General features: G+C 34.9%; 23 protein-coding genes, 1 tRNA gene, 1 pseudogene and 2 riboswitches. Of the genes and pseudogenes, 15 read left to right on the top strand and 10 right to left on the bottom strand.

The annotated features are described in order from the left end of the window. The first annotated feature begins 12 nt into the window (after positions 1–12). The 3 genes from LDX58_RS06380 (at position 13) to LDX58_RS06390 (ending at position 1,931) form a co-directional block, all read left to right on the top strand. Positions 13–417 (top strand): terminase small subunit, encoded by a 405-nt coding sequence (locus tag LDX58_RS06380; protein ID WP_227936020.1) that lies wholly within the window; start codon positions 13–15, stop codon positions 415–417. A gap of 122 nt (positions 418–539) precedes the next feature. After that, positions 540–1,229, top strand: coding sequence for an AbiU2 domain-containing protein (locus tag LDX58_RS06385; RefSeq protein ID WP_227936021.1), 690 nt, complete (start codon positions 540–542; stop codon positions 1,227–1,229). 33 nt (positions 1,230–1,262) lie between these two features. After that, positions 1,263–1,931 (top strand): SOS response-associated peptidase, encoded by a 669-nt coding sequence (locus tag LDX58_RS06390; RefSeq protein ID WP_227936022.1) that lies wholly within the window; start codon positions 1,263–1,265, stop codon positions 1,929–1,931. Positions 1,932–2,182: 251 nt separating this feature from the next. Here the strand turns inward: LDX58_RS06390 and LDX58_RS06395 are convergent, their stop codons facing one another. The 3 genes and pseudogenes from LDX58_RS06395 to LDX58_RS06405 all read right to left on the bottom strand — a co-directional run bounded on the left by LDX58_RS06395 (position 2,183) and on the right by LDX58_RS06405 (position 3,898). Beyond that, positions 2,183–3,055 carry a hypothetical protein gene (locus LDX58_RS06395; RefSeq protein ID WP_227936023.1) on the bottom strand — a complete coding sequence of 291 codons (873 nt, stop codon included), beginning with the start codon at positions 3,053–3,055 and terminating at the stop codon, positions 2,183–2,185. Positions 3,056–3,067: 12 nt separating this feature from the next. Continuing rightward, positions 3,068–3,145: pseudogene (locus tag LDX58_RS06400) on the bottom strand (XtrA/YqaO family protein); the annotation flags it as partial. Between the two features lie 462 nt (positions 3,146–3,607). Continuing rightward, a complete protein-coding gene (locus LDX58_RS06405; RefSeq protein WP_227936024.1) occupies positions 3,608–3,898 on the bottom strand; it encodes a YolD-like family protein in 291 nt (96 codons plus the stop codon). 441 nt (positions 3,899–4,339) lie between these two features. Here LDX58_RS06405 and LDX58_RS06410 point away from each other — a divergent pair, with 441 nt between their 5' ends. From LDX58_RS06410 to LDX58_RS06435, 6 genes are all read left to right on the top strand, one after another. Further along, positions 4,340–4,546: a hypothetical protein gene (locus LDX58_RS06410; protein WP_227936025.1), complete on the top strand. Its 207-nt coding sequence runs from the start codon at positions 4,340–4,342 to the stop codon at positions 4,544–4,546. 158 nt (positions 4,547–4,704) lie between these two features. Continuing rightward, positions 4,705–5,118, top strand: coding sequence for a hypothetical protein (locus tag LDX58_RS06415; RefSeq protein ID WP_227936026.1), 414 nt, complete (start codon positions 4,705–4,707; stop codon positions 5,116–5,118). A 387-nt stretch (positions 5,119–5,505) separates the two neighbouring features. Continuing rightward, positions 5,506–6,174 (top strand): hypothetical protein, encoded by a 669-nt coding sequence (locus LDX58_RS06420; protein ID WP_227936027.1) that lies wholly within the window; start codon positions 5,506–5,508, stop codon positions 6,172–6,174. A 414-nt stretch (positions 6,175–6,588) separates the two neighbouring features. Continuing rightward, a complete protein-coding gene (locus LDX58_RS06425; RefSeq protein ID WP_227936028.1) occupies positions 6,589–7,701 on the top strand; it encodes a hypothetical protein in 1,113 nt (370 codons plus the stop codon). Between the two features lie 816 nt (positions 7,702–8,517). Beyond that, entirely contained in the window at positions 8,518–8,904 is a 387-nt protein-coding gene (locus LDX58_RS06430) for a hypothetical protein (protein WP_227936029.1), read from the top strand. 120 nt (positions 8,905–9,024) lie between these two features. Next, positions 9,025–9,675 carry a DUF3885 domain-containing protein gene (locus LDX58_RS06435; RefSeq protein ID WP_227936030.1) on the top strand — a complete coding sequence of 217 codons (651 nt, stop codon included), beginning with the start codon at positions 9,025–9,027 and terminating at the stop codon, positions 9,673–9,675. Between the two features lie 284 nt (positions 9,676–9,959). Here LDX58_RS06435 and LDX58_RS06440 read toward each other — a convergent pair whose 3' ends face one another. Beyond that, positions 9,960–10,214, bottom strand: a complete 255-nt coding sequence (locus LDX58_RS06440) for a hypothetical protein (RefSeq protein WP_227936031.1) — start codon at positions 10,212–10,214, stop codon at positions 9,960–9,962. Positions 10,215–10,717: 503 nt separating this feature from the next. Between LDX58_RS06440 and LDX58_RS06445 the strand changes: the two genes are divergently transcribed. After that, positions 10,718–11,194 carry a VanZ family protein gene (locus LDX58_RS06445; protein WP_227936032.1) on the top strand — a complete coding sequence of 159 codons (477 nt, stop codon included), beginning with the start codon at positions 10,718–10,720 and terminating at the stop codon, positions 11,192–11,194. Positions 11,195–11,290: 96 nt separating this feature from the next. On the opposite strand, the gene LDX58_RS06450 is transcribed toward LDX58_RS06445, so the two are convergent. Together LDX58_RS06450 and LDX58_RS06455 are read right to left on the bottom strand one after the other, a co-directional pair. Then, complete coding sequence (locus LDX58_RS06450) at positions 11,291–11,479, bottom strand: hypothetical protein (RefSeq protein ID WP_227936033.1); 189 nt, start codon at positions 11,477–11,479, stop codon at positions 11,291–11,293. Between the two features lie 315 nt (positions 11,480–11,794). Further along, positions 11,795–12,364, bottom strand: coding sequence for a recombinase family protein (locus LDX58_RS06455; RefSeq protein ID WP_227936034.1), 570 nt, complete (start codon positions 12,362–12,364; stop codon positions 11,795–11,797). Positions 12,365–12,747: 383 nt separating this feature from the next. Here LDX58_RS06455 and LDX58_RS06460 point away from each other — a divergent pair, with 383 nt between their 5' ends. Continuing rightward, positions 12,748–14,007 (top strand): hypothetical protein, encoded by a 1,260-nt coding sequence (locus LDX58_RS06460; protein ID WP_227936035.1) that lies wholly within the window; start codon positions 12,748–12,750, stop codon positions 14,005–14,007. Between the two features lie 516 nt (positions 14,008–14,523). Beyond that, positions 14,524–15,042 (top strand): hypothetical protein, encoded by a 519-nt coding sequence (locus LDX58_RS06465; protein ID WP_227936036.1) that lies wholly within the window; start codon positions 14,524–14,526, stop codon positions 15,040–15,042. Positions 15,043–15,405: 363 nt separating this feature from the next. Here LDX58_RS06465 and LDX58_RS06470 read toward each other — a convergent pair whose 3' ends face one another. The 4 genes from LDX58_RS06470 to LDX58_RS06485 all read right to left on the bottom strand — a co-directional run bounded on the left by LDX58_RS06470 (position 15,406) and on the right by LDX58_RS06485 (position 18,199). After that, on the bottom strand, positions 15,406–16,371 hold the full coding sequence (locus LDX58_RS06470) for a tyrosine-type recombinase/integrase (RefSeq protein WP_227936037.1): 966 nt from the start codon (positions 16,369–16,371) through the stop codon (positions 15,406–15,408). Between the two features lie 169 nt (positions 16,372–16,540). Further along, positions 16,541–16,637: transfer RNA gene (locus LDX58_RS06475), tRNA-Sec, on the bottom strand. 492 nt (positions 16,638–17,129) lie between these two features. Then, a complete protein-coding gene (locus LDX58_RS06480) occupies positions 17,130–17,459 on the bottom strand; it encodes a hypothetical protein (protein WP_227936038.1) in 330 nt (109 codons plus the stop codon). 67 nt (positions 17,460–17,526) lie between these two features. After that, positions 17,527–17,609, bottom strand: a riboswitch (cyclic di-GMP riboswitch). A gap of 389 nt (positions 17,610–17,998) precedes the next feature. Beyond that, positions 17,999–18,199, bottom strand: coding sequence for a hypothetical protein (locus LDX58_RS06485; RefSeq protein WP_227936039.1), 201 nt, complete (start codon positions 18,197–18,199; stop codon positions 17,999–18,001). A 97-nt stretch (positions 18,200–18,296) separates the two neighbouring features. Continuing rightward, positions 18,297–18,384: riboswitch (cyclic di-GMP riboswitch) on the bottom strand. Positions 18,385–18,753: 369 nt separating this feature from the next. On the opposite strand from LDX58_RS06485, the gene hutP reads away from it, so the two are divergent. The 3 genes from hutP to hutU all read left to right on the top strand — a co-directional run bounded on the left by hutP (position 18,754) and on the right by hutU (position 22,517). Continuing rightward, the gene (gene hutP / locus LDX58_RS06490; RefSeq protein ID WP_227936040.1) at positions 18,754–19,197 is read left to right on the top strand and encodes a histidine utilization transcription antiterminator HutP; all 444 of its coding nucleotides are present in this window, start codon (positions 18,754–18,756) and stop codon (positions 19,195–19,197) included. A 122-nt stretch (positions 19,198–19,319) separates the two neighbouring features. Next, positions 19,320–20,840, top strand: a complete 1,521-nt coding sequence (hutH, locus tag LDX58_RS06495; RefSeq protein WP_227936041.1) for a histidine ammonia-lyase — start codon at positions 19,320–19,322, stop codon at positions 20,838–20,840. Between the two features lie 15 nt (positions 20,841–20,855). Continuing rightward, positions 20,856–22,517 (top strand): urocanate hydratase, encoded by a 1,662-nt coding sequence (hutU, locus tag LDX58_RS06500; protein WP_227936042.1) that lies wholly within the window; start codon positions 20,856–20,858, stop codon positions 22,515–22,517. The last annotated feature ends 3 nt before the right edge of the window (positions 22,518–22,520 follow it).

The raw sequence follows: 22,520 nt of genomic DNA on the forward strand, positions 1-22,520 counted from the left end.
GGTGGGGGTTTCATGGAGCTACAGGTGAATGATTTAACACCTAAGCAACAGGCGTTTGTCCATGAGTATATTAAAGATTACAACGCAACACAGGCAGCCATACGTGCTGGTTATAGTCGTCGTAGAGCGTCTGAGATAGGTTATCAACTCCTACAGAAAAATACAGTTTCAGACGCTGTACAGGCTCTCCAGGACGATATAAAAAGTACATTAAGAATGCAGTTCCTCAATGACGCCAGATTAGCAAGAAACGTTCTATACGAAGTAATGACAAATCCAGAAAGCTCGGATCGGGATAAGATTACGGCTGCAAAAGATTTTCTTGATCGAGCTGGCTTTAAGCCGTCAGAGAAAAAAGAGCTAAGTGGACCAAACTCCAATCCGATTGAGATAGTTTTTGTTGATCCGGAAAAATAGCCTAGGGAGAAAATTTTCTCTAGGTTATTTTTCAATAAGCGGGTGGTAAAATATATATATAAATGACAACTTTTATTGGTGAATTTTCTTTAGAAGTTATATCTTAAGTAAGGGTGAAGCAAATGTCATATAGTACTACTGATCACTTTGAAAAATTAAAGGAAGGACTATTTCAAGAGATCATTTCAATTAATTCTTTTCTTGAACTGTATATCCATATTAGAAAGAAAAGAAATGACCGTTTAGAAATATTAAACAAAGCACCAGCATTTTTTCAATTAACGCAAGAATCATTATTAACAAGTGTTATTATAGGACTGGCTAAAATTTATGAAAAAAGAAATAAAAAAGGAAGGACTATCTTTAACTTTTTAGACTTTATTGAAGCAAATTACAAAGGAATATTCTCTAATAATTTAGAGCTTATGAAAAAGCAGTCTAGAGATTATGAAATAACAAATGAGCTGATAAGTGAACATAAATTATTACTTGAGAAACAAGAACCTATATTAAATAATTTGTTTGCGTGGAGAGATAAAAGCTTTGCACATATGGATAAAAAATATTTTGATGATCGAGGGTTATTAGGAGAAGATTACCCTATTACAATTGAACAGATAAGACATTTGATTGAGTTACTGACTGATATTCTAAACAAATATGGTGGGGCTTACAATGGGAACATTCAAATTGTTAAAGCGACTAATGTTACTGATATAGATCGAATATTAAATTGGCTACATAAAGTGGAGCCTTATAAAATTGAAATTAACAAGCTGATAAGAGAGAGAGAAGAAACTCTTGAAAGTTAATCCTATAACCTTGTATGTAAAGGGGAGAGCTAAATGTGCGGACGTTTTACACTCACTACTGATCTTACGTCTTTGCAGCAGCAATTCGATTTTGACATTGCTCAAGAACTCACACCACGTTATAATATCGCACCTAGCCAACCGGTATTGACGTTGACTTCAGAAGGCGGCAACAAAGAAGGGAGCATGATGAGATGGGGTCTGATCCCTTTCTGGGCAAAAGATCCAAAGATCGGCTATAAGCTCATCAACGCAAGGGCTGAGACAGTCAATGAAAAGGCTAGTTTTAAACATGCCTTCAAAAGAAGACGCTGTCTGATCTTAAGTGATGGGTTCTATGAATGGCAAAAGACAGGTGGTGGCAAGCAGCCTTATCGCTTCGTGTTGAAGGAACGAAGACCTTTTGCAATGGCTGGCTTGTATGAGGAATGGAAGCAAGGGAATGCTCCCATCACGTCGTGTACGATTATTACGACTAGACCAAACGAGTTGACTAAAAAGGTGCATGATAGGATGCCGGTCATTTTGCCGGGCGATACATATGATACATGGCTTGATCCAAGGATGGATGATATAGAGTATTTGAAGTCGCTCTTGATCCCGTATGACGCTGACAAGATGGATTTTTATCCTGTCTCGACGCTGGTTAATTCGCCTAAAAACGATATTGCAGAGCTGTTGTCGCCACTAAATAGTTTATAAACCTCTTTGGTCTTTTCCCCATAAATTTCTGAAAGTTTAAATAGCATTCATAACCTCCTATTGTGGGCTATTCCCAACAATAGGAGGTTAGTTTCATAAGGTCAAGCAAATCTGTCTTAGTTAGATTTTCATAGCATTTATTATTAGGTTTCTGAGGAGTATCTGTTCTCTCATCTCCTTAATAAAAGAGGACACCGACAGACTACAGTTGTTCTGTAATCAATCAGTGTCCTTAGGCGTTCCAGCTTTGATTATTTAATTTCAAATGATTTTAATGAGAGGCTTACTTCTCCTTTTCCGCCACTGTGTCTAAAGTCATATGAATCTATACCTTGATATGGGGTAAAAGTTATTCTTTCATATCCACTTATATACGTCTGTATTAATTCAAAAGTGGGTATTCTTTGAAAAGTATTATTTACTAACTTCATTTTTTCACTAACGCTGTTCACGTACCAAAAATATCCTATATCTGGCCTAGTAATTGAATCCATATCCCCAAATCTTTGACCTTTAAAGAGAGGTAGTTCCATAATTAACTCATATTTTTCCATGTTAAAACTCACAGCTACGTTATCTTTCACCTCACCTAGCCTCTCGAAAGTATCAATTGCTCCTTCGAGTTCCTTAGGGTTGACCAAAAAAATTTTATTTGCTACCAATAGTAAGCCTGTTCTATTTTTTTCTAGTATTATTTTTTCATAATATTCATTGAATTCTAAGTGATTCTCTAATTGTAAACCAACGTTTGTGATGAAATTCGAGAATATAAAAAGATGCAAGCCATCTTTTGAAATAACATCCTCAATGTTTACTTCCAATTCAACTTGACCTTTAACATAATCCTGTCTTAGCGGTGAGTATTTAACAAATTCACCTTCATATATCCATCTATTTCCTTCTTTCAACGGGAAATAGTCTGTTGTAAGTTCTATGTCCCAGAAAGGGATTTCTTTGTAAGTGTATTCAATTGTTTCTACAGTAGTAATTCTTGCAGCATAGACAGTTGCAAATACAAGTAATGCAGTAGAAATTAAACTGGCAATTGTAGTAATCCAAATATGCTTACCATTGTCTTTTTGTAGAATTCTTTCTCTTTTCTGTTTTCTAATAATTCTTTTCAAAGTAAGCCCCCATTACAATAATTCACCTTCTTCATACTTTATTGTAGCAATTTTTCCATTTGCTGTCTCTATTATAGTAAAACCATGTTCAACTGCCTCTGCTTATTAACAAAAAAATAAGAGTAGGGAAAGTCAATCTCTAACGCTAATAAGTTCGACTTTTTTGGGAATTAACTGATCGGTATCTAAATCGCAATACCATGTAATATATTCTCCAAAAGAAGTTAACCTTTAGAATATTTAGATTATTCTATTATTATAACAATGTCGAAAGGGGTGGCGATATGTCGCTTTATGATAAACTTCCTGTTGATGTGCTAGTTTCATTCTATTATGAAATATTGAAAAATATTGAAAAATATCGAAAAATATCGAACAAGGAATCCTAACCGAAAGAATGTATGTGGAACTCGAACTGATTTGCAATGCAGCTGAACGTAAAAATGTAACAATCTTCTATAAAAAACATGCTTAATCAACTTCGTTTTCCTTCTCGAATGAGCTTTTGATCATGGTGGTTTATGGCGATAGTGAAGCTATCCGACAAGCATCCTAAATACTTTCTACCGCCTTGAGACAATCAATGCGGATATACTCAAAAGTATCATCGATACGCAATTTGATCTTCTTCATTTGCATATCAACTCGATCCACAACCCCTATAATTTCATGGTAATATCCGTCTCTCCAGTAGGCAATACACACATCTAGCGCATGGTTCAACGAATCCATAATAACTAAGCCGATCTCTTCTAATTCCTGTTCATCTAACTCGTGTTTTGGTAGCTTTTCCTGTTCTTCTTTGCGGTGCCGTATTGCTTCAACATGTTCCGGTAGCATCATACGCGAGCTTTCCCACATCATATTAGAACCTTTTGATATTTTATTCATTAGAACACCTCATCTCGTTATTCTAATTCATTATATGAGAATGTATGTTCTGTTATCAACTTGTAATAAGAATGTGTGTTTGAGTATAAGGAATACAGGATAAAGGTTTTCTAATGTGAAGGCGGTTCATGTTCTTGTGTCCTAATGTTACTTTTGATTTATCAATAACAGTCAGTAATGTGGAGTAAGTAAATCATCGCTTGCTTCATGTGTAGTAGACCATTACTGCGAAACAATGTCTTCATTTTTGGGTGACTTTGTGAAAGTGTAATTTTAAGAAGCATTTATTTAATAGTCGGTATTATGGTACTATTTTATTGAGAGATTTAAAATTAGAAGGCAGATTAAAGAAAATATTCTTCATACATAAAAATTCAAAAATAAGGTGAGTAGATGAAAATTAGAAAAAAAGGTGTACCAGTAATCATTTATAAGAACAATGTGCTACTCGAAGAGTTTCCAATAATTAAAGAGGCAGCTCACTTTATGAAAGGTGAGCTAGGGCGAGAACTCATTCCCTGGTCGATTATCAATAAGGGAATTCATGAAAATAAAAGTTATACACACATAAATGGTGCAATTTTCTTTTTAAACAATTGAGTGAAAAAGTACAAGATTATAGTACTAAGAATTTCAAACCAGAGGTCGATAAGTATACTTCTAATAAAAATAAATTTTCTAGATTAGAGTTCATTGAATTTATCAGCCAACATTTAGAACAAAGCATTCATTTAAAGCTTCAGATAAGTGATCAACGATTGCGTCAATACCATTTAAGTCCCAAAGGGTTGGGAGATGATTTATATTTTCTAACGGAGAGTTATCATCGTCAGAATAACTTGTATAATGGTAAATACAGCATGACGGACTTTATAACACCAAAAGCTTTAATCATACTGCAACAAAAAGAAAAGGCAAAACTAATTTTTGAGCACATGGTACCAAAGAACCTTTATTTAAGTATGTTAGTGAAAAAAGCACAACAAGGAATTTTGACTTATGCTGAAATCTACAATGTGATGATGAAATATTACTATACGTGCACAGTAACAAAGGAAGAGGGTTATCTATTACCCTCAACAAAAATGCAGGAAGATTGGGATGGGCAAAACTCTTTCTATCGCTATCAATTAGCTGGTATTGAATTTATCGAGAATCCAAAATTATTTTAATAATATTTACAATTATGCATGTTGAGCATTTAATGAATATGTCCACAATACATCATTACCTAACAGATTTAACCTTAAGCGAGGTTTTTGTTGGTTCCCTTACTACTTAGTACAACAATAATGGATTAAATATCTAAGAGACGGTTGCATTCCTATGTAATCGTTTTTTCTTATTTGACTTATACCGGATAGAAAAAATCTCCATTTTTAGGTGACTTTGGGAAACGATGTACTTAAGCTAATGGAGTTTAGTTGAATAAAAATATAGAACTTAAAGGCAAAATACAAAGGGATGTAAAACGGCACTAAGGGTCAACCGTCATCACATAAAAAGAACGGAATAGTTGATTGAAAAATCAAAACTTTATGCTATGAAGGGAAAATGCTATGCAACTTATTAAAGATGGACTGCTAATGATTCCGTTATTCCATGGTACTTCAACCTTATTTTTGGACGAGATTTTATCAAAAGGGCTAGGGGGAGTAAATCCGATAATAAAGTATAATATAATGGCAACACTTGAGAAACTAGTGCAAAAAGGTTATGAGTATTTGCCAAAGTCAGAACAAAGGTATTTGGCAATAAGTAATATGAAGCTTAAACAAACAGTAGGAAATTTTAGATATAATGGTGTCTATTTATCCCCAAGCAAAATTACTGCAGTTAAATACTCAAGGAATAGATATGGCTCTGAACTCATTACACATACTGTAGATTTATATCTTTTTTTAAAGGAATGTTCAGTTCCTGTTGAGATGGACAATGATTTTCTAAATCATATTATAAATAGTTCGTATCAACCAGTAGTAATTATGGCTTCAGGAATTCCTCGTTCTTTGCTGAAATCAGAGAATAATAATATATCTATCGATGTTAATTTTAAAAAACTTCAGTCTTTATTGGATGAGCCAACTAAAGATTTTCAATATTTTTCCCAACAAACAAATTTTGAATTACTTTCTCCCAAAATAATTACCTCGGAGCATCTTACGGTACTGAGTGGAGAAGAATACAATAACATTAGAGAAAAGTATAAGTCAGCTTTTCTTAGGTAAGGCTTTTTCCAGAATTTAAGGAGGAAGACTGGGCGAGGCTTAGCAAAAGAATAAATTAATAAGTTGAAAAATTAGAAACCAATACAATTATATATTGGTTACTCAATGAAATTGAAAAATAGATTGCGGGATCCATTCATAGTAATAAAGGGTACTATCAGTTGAAATAGGTAGGTTATGGAAATAGCCTGCCTTTCTTTATTGAACAATAACTGCTTGTTGTGCACAAAAACAATGTTTTACTATGAGGTACTTTGTTATAGTTTTAATCAAATTATAGAAACCAAATTTTGCATAAAATAATATTAGATAGAACATGGTACAATAGCCCTTGTAAGTTTGATATTTTTAACAAGGTATCGTTTACAGTATAATTATTAAATATCACGACATGGAAAAAGTAGGAGGATTTAAATGAATTATGATGTATTTAGTTTTTTAGTTTGGACTAGTATTATAGGTTTTCTTCTCTTCTTAATTATAGGTATTGTAGTCTTTGTTAAGAATAAACGTAGGAGTGCCATTAAATGGTTTGGATTTATGATTGGATGTTTAATATTTTTTATAGCACTTTTTCAATTTGTTTATCCTGAGGAATTACTAGTTGTAGACCATTCAACTGGGGAATCTGAACTGACAGATAGTTCAGAGGAAAATAAAATAAAACTTGATAGCAATAGTTTTAATATTTCATTAAAAACAACAGAGTATGATTCTGAGGAAAATTCATTACATATTGAATATGAAACTGGGCTACCTGATGGAACTGTAGTAGAGATAGCACGTTTTTCACCATCACTTCCAGATAGTTGGGGAGAGAAATATAACCCTTTTTCTTTTTCATATACTTATCGATTAATACCAAGGGGTGTGGAAACAACAGTTAAAGATGGATTAATAAGCTTTTCATTTGATAATTACGATTTTAATGATCTACTCTTCCTAAATTCACTCTTATTTACAACAATAAATATTTATTCAACAGACGAAATAAACCCATTTATAAAAGAAGAGTTTAGCACAGCAGATGAATTTAATGAAACGACTTCGGAACTTAAGAAAAAAATGAAGGAAAATGGAAAAGAGATTTTTGCATCAGATAATGAGGATGGTCTAGAAATCAAATTTTTTGATAAATATGAAATGAAAAATGCACATTCAATCGATGATATTTATGCTTATTATAATAAAGAATCTATACCGTATAAGGAGTTAGAAAAGAATCCATCCAAGTATGAAGGAACACCTATTTCATTTACAGGGAAAATTCTACAAATACAGACTGAAGAAGTAGATAATCCTGAATACAATATGTTGGATAACTATTCGGTTATTCGCTTAGCAGTCAATGGAGATTTAGACCAAGTAGTATTTGTAACAGTACAAGATATAAATGGTATGGAAGGAATAGTTAGTGATGATACCATTACAGTATATGGTGAATTAACTCGTTCAACAACATATGAATCAGTAGCTGGATATAAAATTACCCTTCCGTCAATAGATGCTGTAATATATGAGAAATAAAGCTATTATTAATAAAATACAGTTCGTAAAGAGAAAGAAGGAGAGCAGATGCTCTTCTTTTTTATTTAGGTGTGCCCGGCATGTCTAACAGCTAGGTGGTGAAAGTCCACTACAGGCTTGGCAGTGGAACTGTTAGCGAATGGCAAGGGTGTCTAGGGTGACCTAGAATCTGAAGGAAGCCGGACGCAAAATCTCGGGACAACGAACAGAAACTGGATATAAGGATGACTGGAGACGGACGAGTTTGCCTAAGAGGGACAGGGACAGGTCCCTTGTCCCAAAAGAAAACAGAGTGAAATGATTAAATTTTCAGTTTTTTAAGAGGATAAAACCAAACGTTGCTGTGCTCAGCTGGCCGAGAAGATGTGGTGACTACCTTCGTTAAGGGTATTGTGTTTGGGTCACTGATTACAGCCATTGAAATGTACCACCTCTGACATAGCATTTACCACCAAATGACAAAAAGTGTACCAAAGAATGACAGACTGTTTACCACTGCAATCCTTCTGGTGATAAAAGATATAAAACCATAGTTTTGAGAATCAAAAATGGCATAAAAAATTGATTGATTTTCCAATAAGATCAGTCTTCTGCAAACGGTCCAGATTAAATCTTGTATTACGTAGTAGACCAATACTACGCAGCAAAGATCTTTAGTTGAAGAATCGAGACTGCCTTAGTCAGTCTTTATTATTGCTAGTAGATATAATGTAGATTGTATCAAACGCCAATAGTTTTATAGAATATCATGTTAAACTGGATATAGATTTCGAAAAGTTGTTAAATATCTTTTAAGTAGAATTTTGAGGTGACATTTTGGAAGTCTTATACGATATTCTTTATAAAATAGTTATTGCTTTAGTTGTTGGTTTGCTTTCTTTTTGTTTTAAACCAGTAAGGGAAAAATTCAAAAAAACTAAATTATATTCTTTTATTATGAGGAAGCTGGGGAAAGAAAGGTATAAAGTGATTATAACTGGAAGTGTTTTTCATAAATCTAACCAAAGAAATGAAATATGCACTTTTGAAGTTGAATTACCGTATAAAGATATTAGCGAAGATTCAATGCCCATATCTCGGTCTAATGATTTAATAATAAAAGAAGTTAATAAAAAATATGGACGTAAATTCAATACATCAGAGTATTGGTTAAATCATATAGGTTGCAGAAACGTTACATATTATAAAAAAGATGATGTTTAACTATTGAACAAACGGGTGCAATCCTTTAAGAAGCAGGGATTGCTCTTTTTCTTATTGAAAGGGCAGAATAATGGAAGACGCAGCGAAATGAAACATTAAGAGGAGAAATGAGGTTTAAACATGCTTTTAAATAACTATATGAGTGAAAATTTTCCTAACTTAAATCTCAGACCACCACTATTTTATAATTGGGATATTGGTATTCGTTTTGAATTAGGTGTGGACTATGATGTTGAGTATGCTTATGAAAATAGTCCATATTTAAAAGGAGTTTATAAAAGAGCAATTACTTTATTTGAATCTTTACATTCACCAAATGATGATATTTATATTGTACTGGATGTGAATGACTTTGCAGACGGAGAAATCTTCAAACATAAATTAAACATCTTTTCTAAGTATGTAAAAGAGAAATCAGTTTTATCTAGGTTACAACAAAATACAATCCCTTATATTGTTCCAGAAGATGATGAAGATGCCATGTATAGAACACATAGATTTATTCTGAAGTGCAAAACATCTGACTTTAAATATACTCCTATGCTAAAAGCAATCTGTAATGAAGATATGGGAATAAAACCAAGTATTTTTCACAACGTATATTTCATAAATTCTAATAAGGACACTATATTTCAAGTTTATGATGATAGGGGTTGTGATTTGCTGGCTACCTCATCTGATACAATACGAGAGATTTATGAAAAGTACAATGATTGGATATTAGATTATGACCGAAGTGAAATTGATAAAGTCTTTAAAAAAAATTATTAAGCTAACGGTTGCGATGCTTGAACAGTGAAGCATCGCTTTCCTTGTTCCGCTAACTTGGCAGGTTTGTGGAACAAGAAAATTCATTTAGAACCCCTTCAATGGGGTTCTTAGCACTTAAGGTGTTCCTCCTACAATGCCGTTTCCGTTTGGCGGTGTTGGAAAAGCCACAGTTGGAGAAGTTAGTGGCTCACAACGGTCAGGTCTTGCATATACAATAAACATTTAAAAGTATTAAAGAGTTAGAGAGAAAATCTCCAACCCTTTAATTAAAGGTCTCTTCCAGATTAGTAGTCGTAATTATTATCATAGGGGTAGTAGTCATCTCTACAACGGCGTACCCATCTACATTCACGAACCCAACGACAGCGTGGTGGTCGAGGGGGATAAGGGGGATAGGGATAATAAGGCGGCTGTCCATAGGACTGTCCAATAGGCTGTCCCTCGAGTTGTCCAAAACGCTGTTGTCCATTTAAAGAATCAAGGTAATAAAATTGTTGTAGTTCGTTAGGATTCATTTGGGGTTGGTTATGGTAATTCAATAAAATCTCTCCTTTCTAATAAGTTCACTATACATCAACACTATATGTTTAAATAATGAAATTAAGTGGACTTATACCCAGAAAACGAGCCTGATTTTAGGTAAATAAACTAAAAAAGCTCTTTAGGTAAACTTAATGATAAGAGTAAATTAAAAGGAGGGATTTGAATAAAGATCACAATATTTAAAGATTATTCGGCAGATAAATAAAGAATGGTTTTACCTAAACAGGCTGGGAAACGTTTCGGACCGAGTGAAGACATTATGTGCTATCGTTTATCCGAAGGAAGATTTAGTTTTTCACATGGGAACAGGGATTATCTGGACTTTGTTTAATGGTTTTTTCTTTTTGATTACTATCTTAAATAAATTTTGCTCTTATTGAATTAACGGGTGCATTGATTGAATAAGGTCAGCACACTTCTTGTTGCATTAACGAGGTAATTAACTGGTTAAGAATAATAAACATCGCATGACATACCTTTTATTGAGGAGGTGTGTCCATTGAAGCTATTAGTTATTGATTTGAAATCAAAGTGGTGTTTTATTGTTTTAATTTTGTTCTATATTTCTTTGGTGTTATTCGTTAGCTTTGTAGGAGTCTGTTCGTTTTATCCAGGAAGACTTGATGGGATTTATACTGGAGTGTCACATAATTTTGTCCCTTTTGCTACCATTGGCACTTACCTATTTAATATTCATAGCTATAATTCTGCTACTTGGTTTTATAATACTTTCGGTGTGGTGTTACTATTTATCCCAATAGGAGTTTTAATTTCACTCCTTTTACCTAAATTAAAGAACGCTTTGACAATAGTATTAATATTGATGTTTAGCCTTACTATTGAGTCAGTGCAATACGTTACTCAATTAGGTGTGTTTGATGTAGATGATATTATGTTGAATTCATTAGGTGGATTTATAGGTATTTTGTTTTTTAGTTATTTAAAAAGAAAAAGGTTATTCAAAAGGGTGCGTTAGTGAAACAAGCGAAAGAAGAAGGATGCTGAGGAAATTAAAGAACTAGATTACAAGAAAATGGATGATTGGGACGAATTTGTAGAAAGAGCTGACGAACTAACCGCCTTTTCTTAAAGGTACAATATCACCATTAGGGAATTCCTTAACAAGTTTTCCTTCTTTTTCATATACGATATATGTGTTGTAAACTTTTGCATCAATTCTTGCTCGTTCACCAGTCATTTTAACCCATTTACTTAACCATTCATATTTTCTTTTAGGTTCATTGTTTTGTTCTTCTAACATAGGGGAACACCACCTTTATATAAATTATATCAGATTGATAATAAAATTTTTAAGTGATTAGAAATGTAGTGACAATGATTTTTTTTTGAAGTGTTTTGTTTAAAACTATCGCACTTGTTTTGAAGAAGAGTAACTAACAAAAAAAAGTCATTTGCTGCGCAGTACAACCATACTGCGCATTCAAAACAACATCTATTTGCACTTTTTCAAAAGAAGTCACTTGAAGGAACGGGTGCTTGAGTTTAATAAATAGTAATTTTAAACCAGGATCGACGTTGGTCCTGGTTTTTAGTATAAATTGCTGAATAGTAAGATTTAAACTTTTCGTTGCTCCTTAGCTTTAGCGTAAATAGTGGATCGAGGAACTCCAGTCATCTTAACAATGTCACTTACACTTAAGCCATTTGATTCTCTTTCAGTATATAGCTTCAAAGCCTTCTTCACGTCTTTCTCAGCCTTCCCAACACGCCCCATGTGCTTTCCTTGTGCCTTGGCTCTTTCTCTTCCTTCTGCCGTTCTTTCAGCTATTAAATCGCGTTCAAACTCGGCAATGGCACCCAGCATCGTAAACATTAGCTTGCCAGGTGGTGTGGTAAAGTCTATCTGCTCTTTCAAGAAGACTAAACCTATTCCTCGTTCTTCTAGTCCTTTTGCAATCTTATGTAAATCAAAAGTACTTCTAGCTAACCGATCCAGCTTGTACACGACGAGCTTATCTCCATCTCTCAAGTAGTCTAAAGCTCTAGCTAGTTCCTCACGATCGCTTTTAGCACCGCTTTGCTTTTCCATGAATATCTTCTCGCAGCCGTAATCTTTGAGCTTGTCTAGTTGTAACTCTAAATCCTGGTCTTTGGTTGATACCCTTGCATATCCGACAATAGCCATGTTGTTTATCCTTTCTCTAGTTGTCTAAAAGTTTCATAACTTCTGTACGATTAATATTAGACTAACTTCTAGACAGTGTAAAGAGGTTTTTCTTTAAGAGAGTGAGCTTGTTTTTCGTATGTCCAAAACTTATAACTTCAAGATTAGTATCCATATCTCCCTAAATGGAACAAATACTATCGCGCAATTAAAACTGTAATATGTTTTACCACGTAACAATGGCTGTTCTGTAGGTAATTTGTTATAGTATATATGTAAACAATTTACAAAATTGTGAAGTTGAAGAGGGTTAGATTGGAGGGAGAGCAATGTGTCAACCAACCTATAACAAAATTTACAGGTTGTTATCTTAAAGAAATTTTATAAAGGGAGGTAGTATTGACATGACTTACAAAAGATCTTCAGATGTATTTGGTATGTCAAATACGATATTAAGTGATTCCTATATTGATAGAGGGAATTTAGATACTGTCATTCAGAGGTACCTCGATAGAAGAACACATATTGCCTTACGCGGCGAATCGAAGTGTGGGAAATCTTGGTTCAGACAAAAGAATATACCTGACGCAATTGTTGTACAGTGTAGGTTCGGTAAGAGTGTTAAAGATATTTACACTGATGCACTATCTCAACTTGGAATAAAGCTTATAGTGGAAGAAACAAATGGTTCAAATATTCTTGGTCGTGTAGAAGCAAATGCTAGTATTGGTACAAGCTTATTAGCTAAATTAGGCGTAAAGTCAACTATTGAATCATCGAATAATGATGGCACTAAAGCCGAAGTGGTCGGCAGAGATATAAACGATTTAAAGTTTATTGCAGATATAATCATCAACTCAGGTAAAAGACTTGTAATAGAGGACTTTCACTACCTTTCAATCCCAGAAAGGAAGGCGTTTTCGTACGATTTAAAAGCTTTATGGGATTATGGCTGTTTTATAGTAATAATTGGGGTCTGGTCACAAAGTAACATGTTATTAGATCTTAATCCTGATTTATCAGGTCGTATATATGAAATGTCCATTTACTGGTCACCACAAGATTTAAAACAAGTAATAGAAAAGGGTAGCAAAGCTTTGAAGATAGAGTTTTCAGATGAAATTATCCCCTTGCTTATTTCTGATTGCTTTGGAAATATAGGCCTATTACAAAATTTGGTTTTACATACATTGGATATAGAGGAGATATTTGAGGAGCAAGCTATTAAAAAGTCGATTTCGAATATAAGTAATTTTGATCTTGCAGCAGCTGCATATGCAAATCAACTTGACTCTTTATATCAAAAGTTCGCTAGTAGGGTTTCGACAGGGATAAGAAGTAGAAATGACTCTACAGGAATCTATGCACATGCAATGGCTGTAATAGTAGAAGCCGATAATGATAAGTTAATTAATGGGCTGGGGCTTAACGAAATTTATGAAATAGCTCATTCAAGACAACCAAGAATTCAAAAAGGAAATTTAAGAACTATCCTCGGTAAGTTAGAGGAGCTACAGGTTGACAGCGAAGGTAGAGGTCTAGTTTTAGCGTATAATAATTCAACTGATGAAATAACTGCCGTTGACAGACAGCTACTCTTCTATAGAAAACATCTAACCCTAAACTGGCCATGGGAAGAAATGATAAGTGAATTGCAAGCATAACGCATTGTTTTTTTTCTAATATTAGGTCTTGTTTTTTAGAGTGTTAAATACATTTATTTATAGGTGAACAAAGCTACATCCTTTATTTGGAAGTTTATTATCTACAATCAGCATTCGACACATGTGGAGTGTATCTCGCAACTCATTTTAAAAGAAGGCAACTAACCCTTATGGGCGTTGCCTTTTTACGTTTCTTGCATGGGATTAACAAAGCTGTATTGAATACGGATACTACCGTCATGCTCACAAGTAATCTTTTCATAGAGTGAGTGCAGGATATTTGGTGTAAGCTCATAAAAGGATATAATTGTTTAGGACCTAAACTTTTAATATCTTACAGATTCGACATTGTTGAGTGTTGCAAGATATGAATTAAAATAAGAAAGCAGAAGCCAATTAGGTTTCTGCTTTTTAAACGTTACCAACTCTGAATTATGAAACTTAATAAAACATATTCTGAATGAGTAATGTCTGGAATATATTTATTTGATGAATAAATTTAGGGAGGAATTTTATTTGAAAAAGAAGTTATTAATTGCTGTGATAGGGCATCGGAACTCTGGTAAATCAGAAACATGGAAAAAACTATTTGATGACCTAAACATTCGTACAGCACAAAAATCACTTAGGTCACTTCAAGTTGGTCCAAATGGAGAATATACTGATGTGTTTTTGATTAATGGTTCCCCACAAGAAAGAGGAAAAACAGTTGAAGAAATAATTCAAGTAGATTGTGAACCTGAGATTGTATTGTGTTCAATCCAATTTAAGCGAGATGCACTAAGTACGTTAAAGTATTTTCAGAAGAATAACTATTTTATATATTTACATTGGCTCAACCCTGGATTTAATGATAGTTATGAATATCCTGATTCAGAAGATATTATCCCAGAGATATTAAAGATGGACTGCATTATTGGAAAAAGGAATGGAAAAGTTAATGCAGATGAACGAGTTCTAGAAATTCAAAATTTTATATATGATTGGGCTAACCGAAACGGATTACTTAAAAAAGGCATTGTAAAAAGCAAATAGAGATGAAGAGAATCATTACTATAAATGGTTAAATCTTTTTTATGATTTTTAAGATTTTTTTATTTAGAGTATTTATAAAAACCTATTACACAAGGTTTTTAGCTGGTGGCAACTTAATCATAATTGCCATCAATTTCATCTTATTAGATCCTACTCATCAAAAACAAGAGCCTATTAAATCAACGACTCAAACTGTTATAATCCTATCAATCAATCTATCCACCTTGACAGGGTGGGGTTTCTTAAAAGTTAATAAAGAAGGCATGTCCATTAGTGGGTGCCTTCTTTTTTCTGCATTAGATCAGTTAAATAGCTACTCTAATACCATAAATAATGTGTGGAATAAAGCAAATTTATATCTTACTAAAATATAGAGTTTATTGGCGAAAAAGAGTTATGTTGTCTTCTTACATCAACATCTGTCATTTGGATATATTTTCGAACCATTGACATATCAGTATGTCCCAAAATCTTCTGAAGGCTAAAAGGATCTCCACCGTTCAAAATATACAACAATGCTCCTGTATGCCTAAATGTGTGAGGACTTACACGTTTATTATTTATACCAGCACGTTCTCCATATTCCCTTAATTTATGGCGTACGGTACTAGGGTTAATACTATGGCCATCATACGTTAAAAACAATTCCTCTTCACCAAAATCTTCAGTCTCGATAATGTATTCATTTAACAGCTTCATTGTTTTTGATGATAAAGGAACAGATCTTGTTCGACGTGTTTTGGTTTCTTCAGCTTCTAATTTAATGAACCCAGCTTTTAAATCAACATTTCTTCTTTTTATAGCTACTAATTCAGAAATTCTCACCATAGTATCAAGCAATATAAAAATGATTACATTATCTCGAAAACCCGTATACAACTCGTCATCAATAACTGATAGTAATTTTTTTATTTCTGCTGGTGTTAATGATTCCAAGGTATCTTGTGGTGTTTTTACCGGCTTGAAAATTTCGTGAACAGGATTGGATAAGTAGCCCTCGTTATAACAGTAACGCATAAATGCTCTCATTGTTCTTATTCGTACATTTGCAGTTACAGGAGAAAGCTTCTTTTCATGCAACATGTACCCGATAAAACCACGCAATAAATCTGAAGTAATTTCCTCACTTGTCAGATCATTACGTAGATATTCTTTGAAGTAGTCAAAGTGTTTATAATAGTCATTAATCGTCCTATTGGCTAACGCTTCTGTTCGTTTATAAACCATAAATTTTTCAAACATCTCATGTAAGGTTAGTGAATGTAGTACATTGCTCATCTGTGTTGTCGCTTGATTTCTTTTAAGTTTCCTCATTGTTTTTTTCTGCATAAAAATAAGCCCCCTATAATTTTTATAGGCGACTACAAGTGATTGTTCCTCACGGTCTAAGAAAACGGTCTGCAACGGTTTCCTCTTTTTTGACCAAAAGACCGTGGGGGAATATCCATTAAGAAATATGTATGAGTTATCAAGCAAACACTTGATATAAAGGCATTTTTGGCGGGACTGTGTAGGAATCGAACCTACCGAAGACGGCACGCGCCTCCCAAGCGGTTTTGAAGACCGTGGCGAACACCAGTATCACAGCCAGCCCCATGATACGAGTCTTATTATAACTCGTCTGATTCACATTTTCAAGATAAAGATCTTATCTTACTTGTTTGAATATTTCATTTATCGTAAATTATGCAAAATAAAAAGGGATAAACCCTACGTAGAATACGTTAAAGTCTATCCCTAATTATAGTATTGTTATACATGTGGGGCTTTTCTTTTATTTAAACCCCCTTGTAAAGAAAGTATTTAAAAAGGAGTTTGAAAACTGTAAGTAACGAGAGAGCGAGAATTAAAAGTTTTTTACAAGTAGGGAGTGATCCCTCTCTCATCTAACTCTTCTTTTAAGATAAAGATAAAATCTTCCCCAAGTCATGTTCCAAGGCTTTATAATAAACTTCTAACATAGCTCGATCATCTAGGTTTTTGAACATATATTTAAAACCTCTTTCTTAAAATACATAAGCATATTTAGTATGTAGATACGAATTCAATTTAATTTCCATTTAAGTAGTTGGTATTATTTTACAAGATTAAAGTTTCTGAATTATTCCTAATTTACTTTTTAAATCACTTAATCTTCTATAGGCTTGTTGATACTCCATATTAATATGGGTTACTATTTCTATAGTAATAATACTACTGTAATCCCTACGCAATGCAGCAAAAACTAGAGGCTTTTTCTGTTTCATAATTGTCATTACTTCCTCAATAGGCAGAGTTACAATATAGGTTTGTGTTTTTAGTAATCTAGTAATGAATCTTTTGAATACAGGTACATTCTGTCTATGATCAGGAGTTTCTAATATCAAGGTATCAAATTGATTGAGTACAGCTTTAAGCTCTGGTTCTTTTAAGTCCATTTTTATCACTCCTTACAAAATTAATGCCAAATGAAAATACTACATTAACCCTGAGGAGGTAATTTTCATCGACAACTGGCAGACATGGGTTTCCCGTTAGTCCCTATAGCTTTGCGTCCTTACTTTTCAATAAGTTTGCCTTTTCTTATCTTTGTGTCATATATACCCTATCTTTACTATGATTAAACATGCACATTTAAGTATGAAAAATGTTTCTACTTTTTGAGAATACTAGATATTACATAAGCCTTACAAAGTCATCTAAGCATCCTTAAGTAAATCTTTCCTGACCCCACATGTCGTTTTATTTCAATGAACTCATTCTATTTTGGACTTTTCTTTTCATAATAACGATGTCATCATTCTTATGATAGAAGCTTTTTGTCATCTGTTATACAACACCTTACACATAATAAACGAACCATTTACATTTACAGATATAGGAAAAATCCTATATGTCAGATGAACTCAAAAGGCTCGTTTATTTTTAGTTCTAATCGTTTATGAAAACAATAATGTTTATGTATAAAAGAGGGGGATTAAATATCCTTTTCATTTTTGACATGTACTCTTAACAAGTAATAGTTAAACAATCCAATAAGTGCAATTGTCGAAAACATTGCTATATAACTACCTAAATTACTTGTTGCTGTAAAACTTGCTGTAACTGAAATAATAATTCCAAGTAATATCGCTAGTAATATCACAAATAATTTAGGAGTTACCTCATAATTATTCATAATGTGAAACCTCCTATAAGCTCTGGTTCTTTCAAGTTCATTTTTACTACTCACAAAATTAATGAAATGAAAATACTACATTAACTCTAAGGGAGTAATTTTCATCCCCGACTGAGAGAATTCGGTTTCCCGTTAGCCCTATGGTTTTGCGTCCTTACTTTTTAATAAGTTTGCCTTTTCTTATCTTTGCATTATTTTTACCCTGTCTTGACTGTGATTAAACATGCAAAATAAAGTATATCAACTTTGTATTATTCAACTTTTGAAAGAAGGGTGAATTTCTTAGTTAGTTGAAATCGATCAATAAAGCACAGACACAAATAGTTTCTTTGAATTTGTTCTCATGGATTCATACGTAAGATACGTTCGGTCTTTGTTTTAGTTCCATCTGAGTCTTTTTCAAGAAAAAGACCTCATCTTAGGTCCTCGCCTAAATATTTCATTTACTTTAATGATTTGGAAATTTTTGTTGACACTGTGTTTTAGAGCGCTTACACTTAAGGTAGTTATTAGACATTAGCGATTCATAGTTAAAGTGAAAGAGTTGTTGTTTAATGGGTTTAAACAAAAACCGTCGAATTGGTCGAAATGCCATTCTCTTGTTGCTTTCTGAGGATTCAGCTGAACAGCTTGCCAAGTTGGAGCAGTCGAATTGGAAAGGGTGTATAGGGAAAGTTGGTTCGATGGAAGCGCATAAAGTAGTGGCGGCCATTGAAACAGCAGCTAAGAAAAATGGAATTATCCAACCGAATGTGTACCGCGAATCTCATGCGCTTTATCATGCGATTATTGAAGCGTTGCATGGTGTGACGCGGGGCCAAGTTCAGTTAGGGTCAGTCCTGAGAACAGTTGGCTTAAGCTTTGCTGTATTACGGGGGAATCCGTATGATAGTGAGCAAGAGGGAGATTGGATTGCGGTTTCTTTATACGGAACGATAGGTGCACCGGTTAAAGGATCCGAGCATGAAACGATTGGCTTAGGAATTAACCACATATAACTGCCCATAGTTATTTTAGTTAATAGGGGGCTATATCTTGAAATCAAAAAATGATTTCAATGATATAGCCCCCTTTTCTATTAGTCCTTTACTAAGGTAAAGAGATGAAGGGAGAGAGAGAAATGGTTACATTGAATGGTCAAACACTCACTTTTCCTGAGGTAAGGCGGGTGCTTTTTGATAGAGAGCAAGTAACAGCTTCTGAAGAAAGTATGAAAAAAGTGCAGGCGAGTCGAAAAGCCGTAGAGAAAATTGTCGCTGATGAAAAAATCGTTTACGGCATTACAACAGGTTTCGGTAAATTTAGTGATGTATATATTGGCAAGGATGATGTTGAGAATTTGCAATTAAATTTAATTCGCTCGCATGCATGTGGTATAGGAGATCCTTTTCCAGAGGTCGTATCAAGAGCAATGGTTCTTCTGCGAGCAAATGCCTTACTAAAAGGGTATTCAGGTGTTCGACCTGTCGTTATTGAAAGATTACTAGATTTAGTTAATAAAGAAATTCATCCAATCATTCCGCAGCAAGGTTCGCTTGGGGCAAGTGGGGATTTGGCCCCACTCTCTCATTTGGCACTTGTTTTAATTGGAGAAGGAGAAGTCTTTTATAAAGGGGAGAGAATCCCTGGAATTGACGCTTTAACAAAAGAAGGAATTTTTCCGATTACGTTAACCGCAAAAGAAGGTTTGGCTTTGATTAATGGAACGCAAGCGATGACAGCAATGGGTGTTGTTGCATATTTAGAAGCAGAGATACTAGCTTATCAATCAGAAGTGATTGCAGCGATGACGATTGAAGGGTTAAGGGGCATTATCTGCTCGTTTGATGAAGACATTCATTTAGCTCGTGGCTATAAGGAGCAAGTTCAGGTAGCGGAGAGAATACGTCGTCATTTAGCAGATAGTAAGTTAACAACAAAACAAGGAGAAATTCGCGTGCAAGATGCCTACTCGATTCGCTGCATTCCACAAGTACATGGAGCGACGTGGCAGACATTAAACTACGTCAAAGAGAAATTAGAAATTGAGATGAATGCAGCTACTGATAATCCACTTATTTTCAATGATGGTGACAAAGTGCTTTCAGGTGGGAATTTTCATGGTCAACCGATTGCGTTTGCGATGGACTTCTTAAGCATCTCAATGGCAGAACTAGCTAACATTTCAGAACGTCGAATTGAGCGTTTAGTTAACCCGCAATTGAATGATTTACCGCCGTTTTTAAGTCCAGAGCCTGGCTTACAATCAGGAGCGATGATCATGCAGTATGCAGCTGCGTCTCTTGTTTCTGAAAATAAGACGCTCGCTCATCCAGCCAGTGTTGATTCGATTCCGTCTTCTGCTAACCAAGAAGACCATGTCAGCATGGGGACGATTGGCTCACGACATGCGTATCAAATCATTACAAATGCTCGCCGTGTGCTTTCAATCGAGGCCATTTGTGCGATGCAAGCAACGGAAATAAGAGGGATAGATAAAATGGCATCGACAACAAGCCAGTTTTTAGAAAAAGGTAGAGAACTTGTTCCTCCGATTACGAAAGATCGCATATTTTCAAAAGATATTGAAGCAATAAACAAATGGTTAAAAGAAAGCCGTTTTCACTTTGATAGACAAACAGTCAATCGAGTTCATTTATAAAAGGAGAGAGAAAAGATGACTAAAACAAGAATCATTCAAGCAAAAACAGGTGTAGGAATAGAATGCAAAGGCTGGGAGCAGGAAGCGGTTTTACGCATGCTTTATAACAATTTGGATCCTGAAGTTGCCGAAAAACCAGAGGAGTTGATTGTCTACGGTGGAATTGGGAAGGCTGCAAGAAACTGGGAATCGTTCGATGCAATTGTTCATTCATTAAAGGATCTAGAAGCAGATGAGACGTTGCTTATTCAATCTGGAAAGCCGGTTGGCATGTTTAAAACTCACTCTCAAGCACCTAGAGTGTTGCTATCAAACTCCGTACTAGTACCGAAATGGGCGAACTGGGAGCATTTTAATAAGCTCGAAAAAGAAGGGTTAATGATGTACGGGCAAATGACAGCGGGAAGTTGGATTTACATTGGTACACAAGGGATCTTACAAGGTACGTATGAAACATTTGCGGAGATTGCGAGACAGCATTTTTCCAATAGTTTAAGAGGAACGTTAACGCTAACAGCAGGTCTAGGTGGAATGGGTGGTGCTCAACCACTCGCCGTTACGATGAATGACGGGGTTGTCCTTGTTGTCGATGTAGATGAAACACACATTCAGAAACGAATCGACACAAAATATTGTGACTTGATGACGCATTCTTTAAATCAAGCGTTAGAGTGGGCATTAGCGGCAAAAGAAAAAGGAGAGCCGCTCTCAATTGGTTTAGTTGGTAATGCAGCAACCATTCACCACGAGATCATTGCGCGCGGCGTTCATATTGATATTGTCACCGATCAAACGTCTGCTCATGACCCGCTCAATGGCTATGTGCCAGAAGGCTTTTCTCTAGTAGAAGCAATAGAGCTCCGTGAAAATGATCCTAGTAGATATGTAAAACTAGCCAACCAAAGTATGAGAAAACATGTGGAAGCGATGCTAAAATTACAGAAAAGAGGATCGATAGTATTTGATTATGGAAACAACATTCGTCAAGTGGCGAAGGACGAGGGACTTGAAGAAGCATTTAATTTTCCTGGCTTCGTTCCAGCTTATATTCGACCATTGTTTTGTGAAGGAAAAGGGCCATTTCGTTGGGTCGCGTTGTCTGGGGATCCTGAAGATATTTATCGGACCGATGCTCTTATTAAAGAATTATTCCCTGAAAATGAAGCACTTTGCCGTTGGATTGACATGGCACAAGAAAAAGTGGCATTCCAAGGCTTGCCTTCACGAATTTGTTGGTTAGGCTATGGCGAGCGCAAGAAAATGGGACTCGCGATCAATGAACTTGTTCGAACAGGTGAGTTAAAAGCACCGATTGTGATTGGACGCGATCATTTAGATTGTGGTTCAGTTGCTTCTCCCAATCGTGAGACAGAAGCGATGCTTGATGGCAGCGATGCTGTTGGAGACTGGGCAATTTTAAATGCGTTAATTAATACGTCTGCTGGGGCTAGCTGGGTGTCGGTCCATCATGGTGGCGGTGTAGGGATGGGTTACTCCTTACATGCGGGCATGGTTGTAGTCGCTGATGGAACAGAGTTAGCGGAACAACGATTGGAACGTGTGTTAACGACAGATCCTGGTATGGGAGTTATACGTCACGCTGATGCAGGCTATCAGCTCGCCAAAGACGCAGCGAAAGAGAAAAATGTCGTGATTCCAATGGATGAAAACAAGTGATTA

The organism is Alkalihalobacillus deserti (assembly GCF_020734105.1).
Taxonomy (GTDB): domain Bacteria; phylum Bacillota; class Bacilli; order Bacillales; family Bacillaceae_D; genus Halalkalibacter; species Halalkalibacter deserti.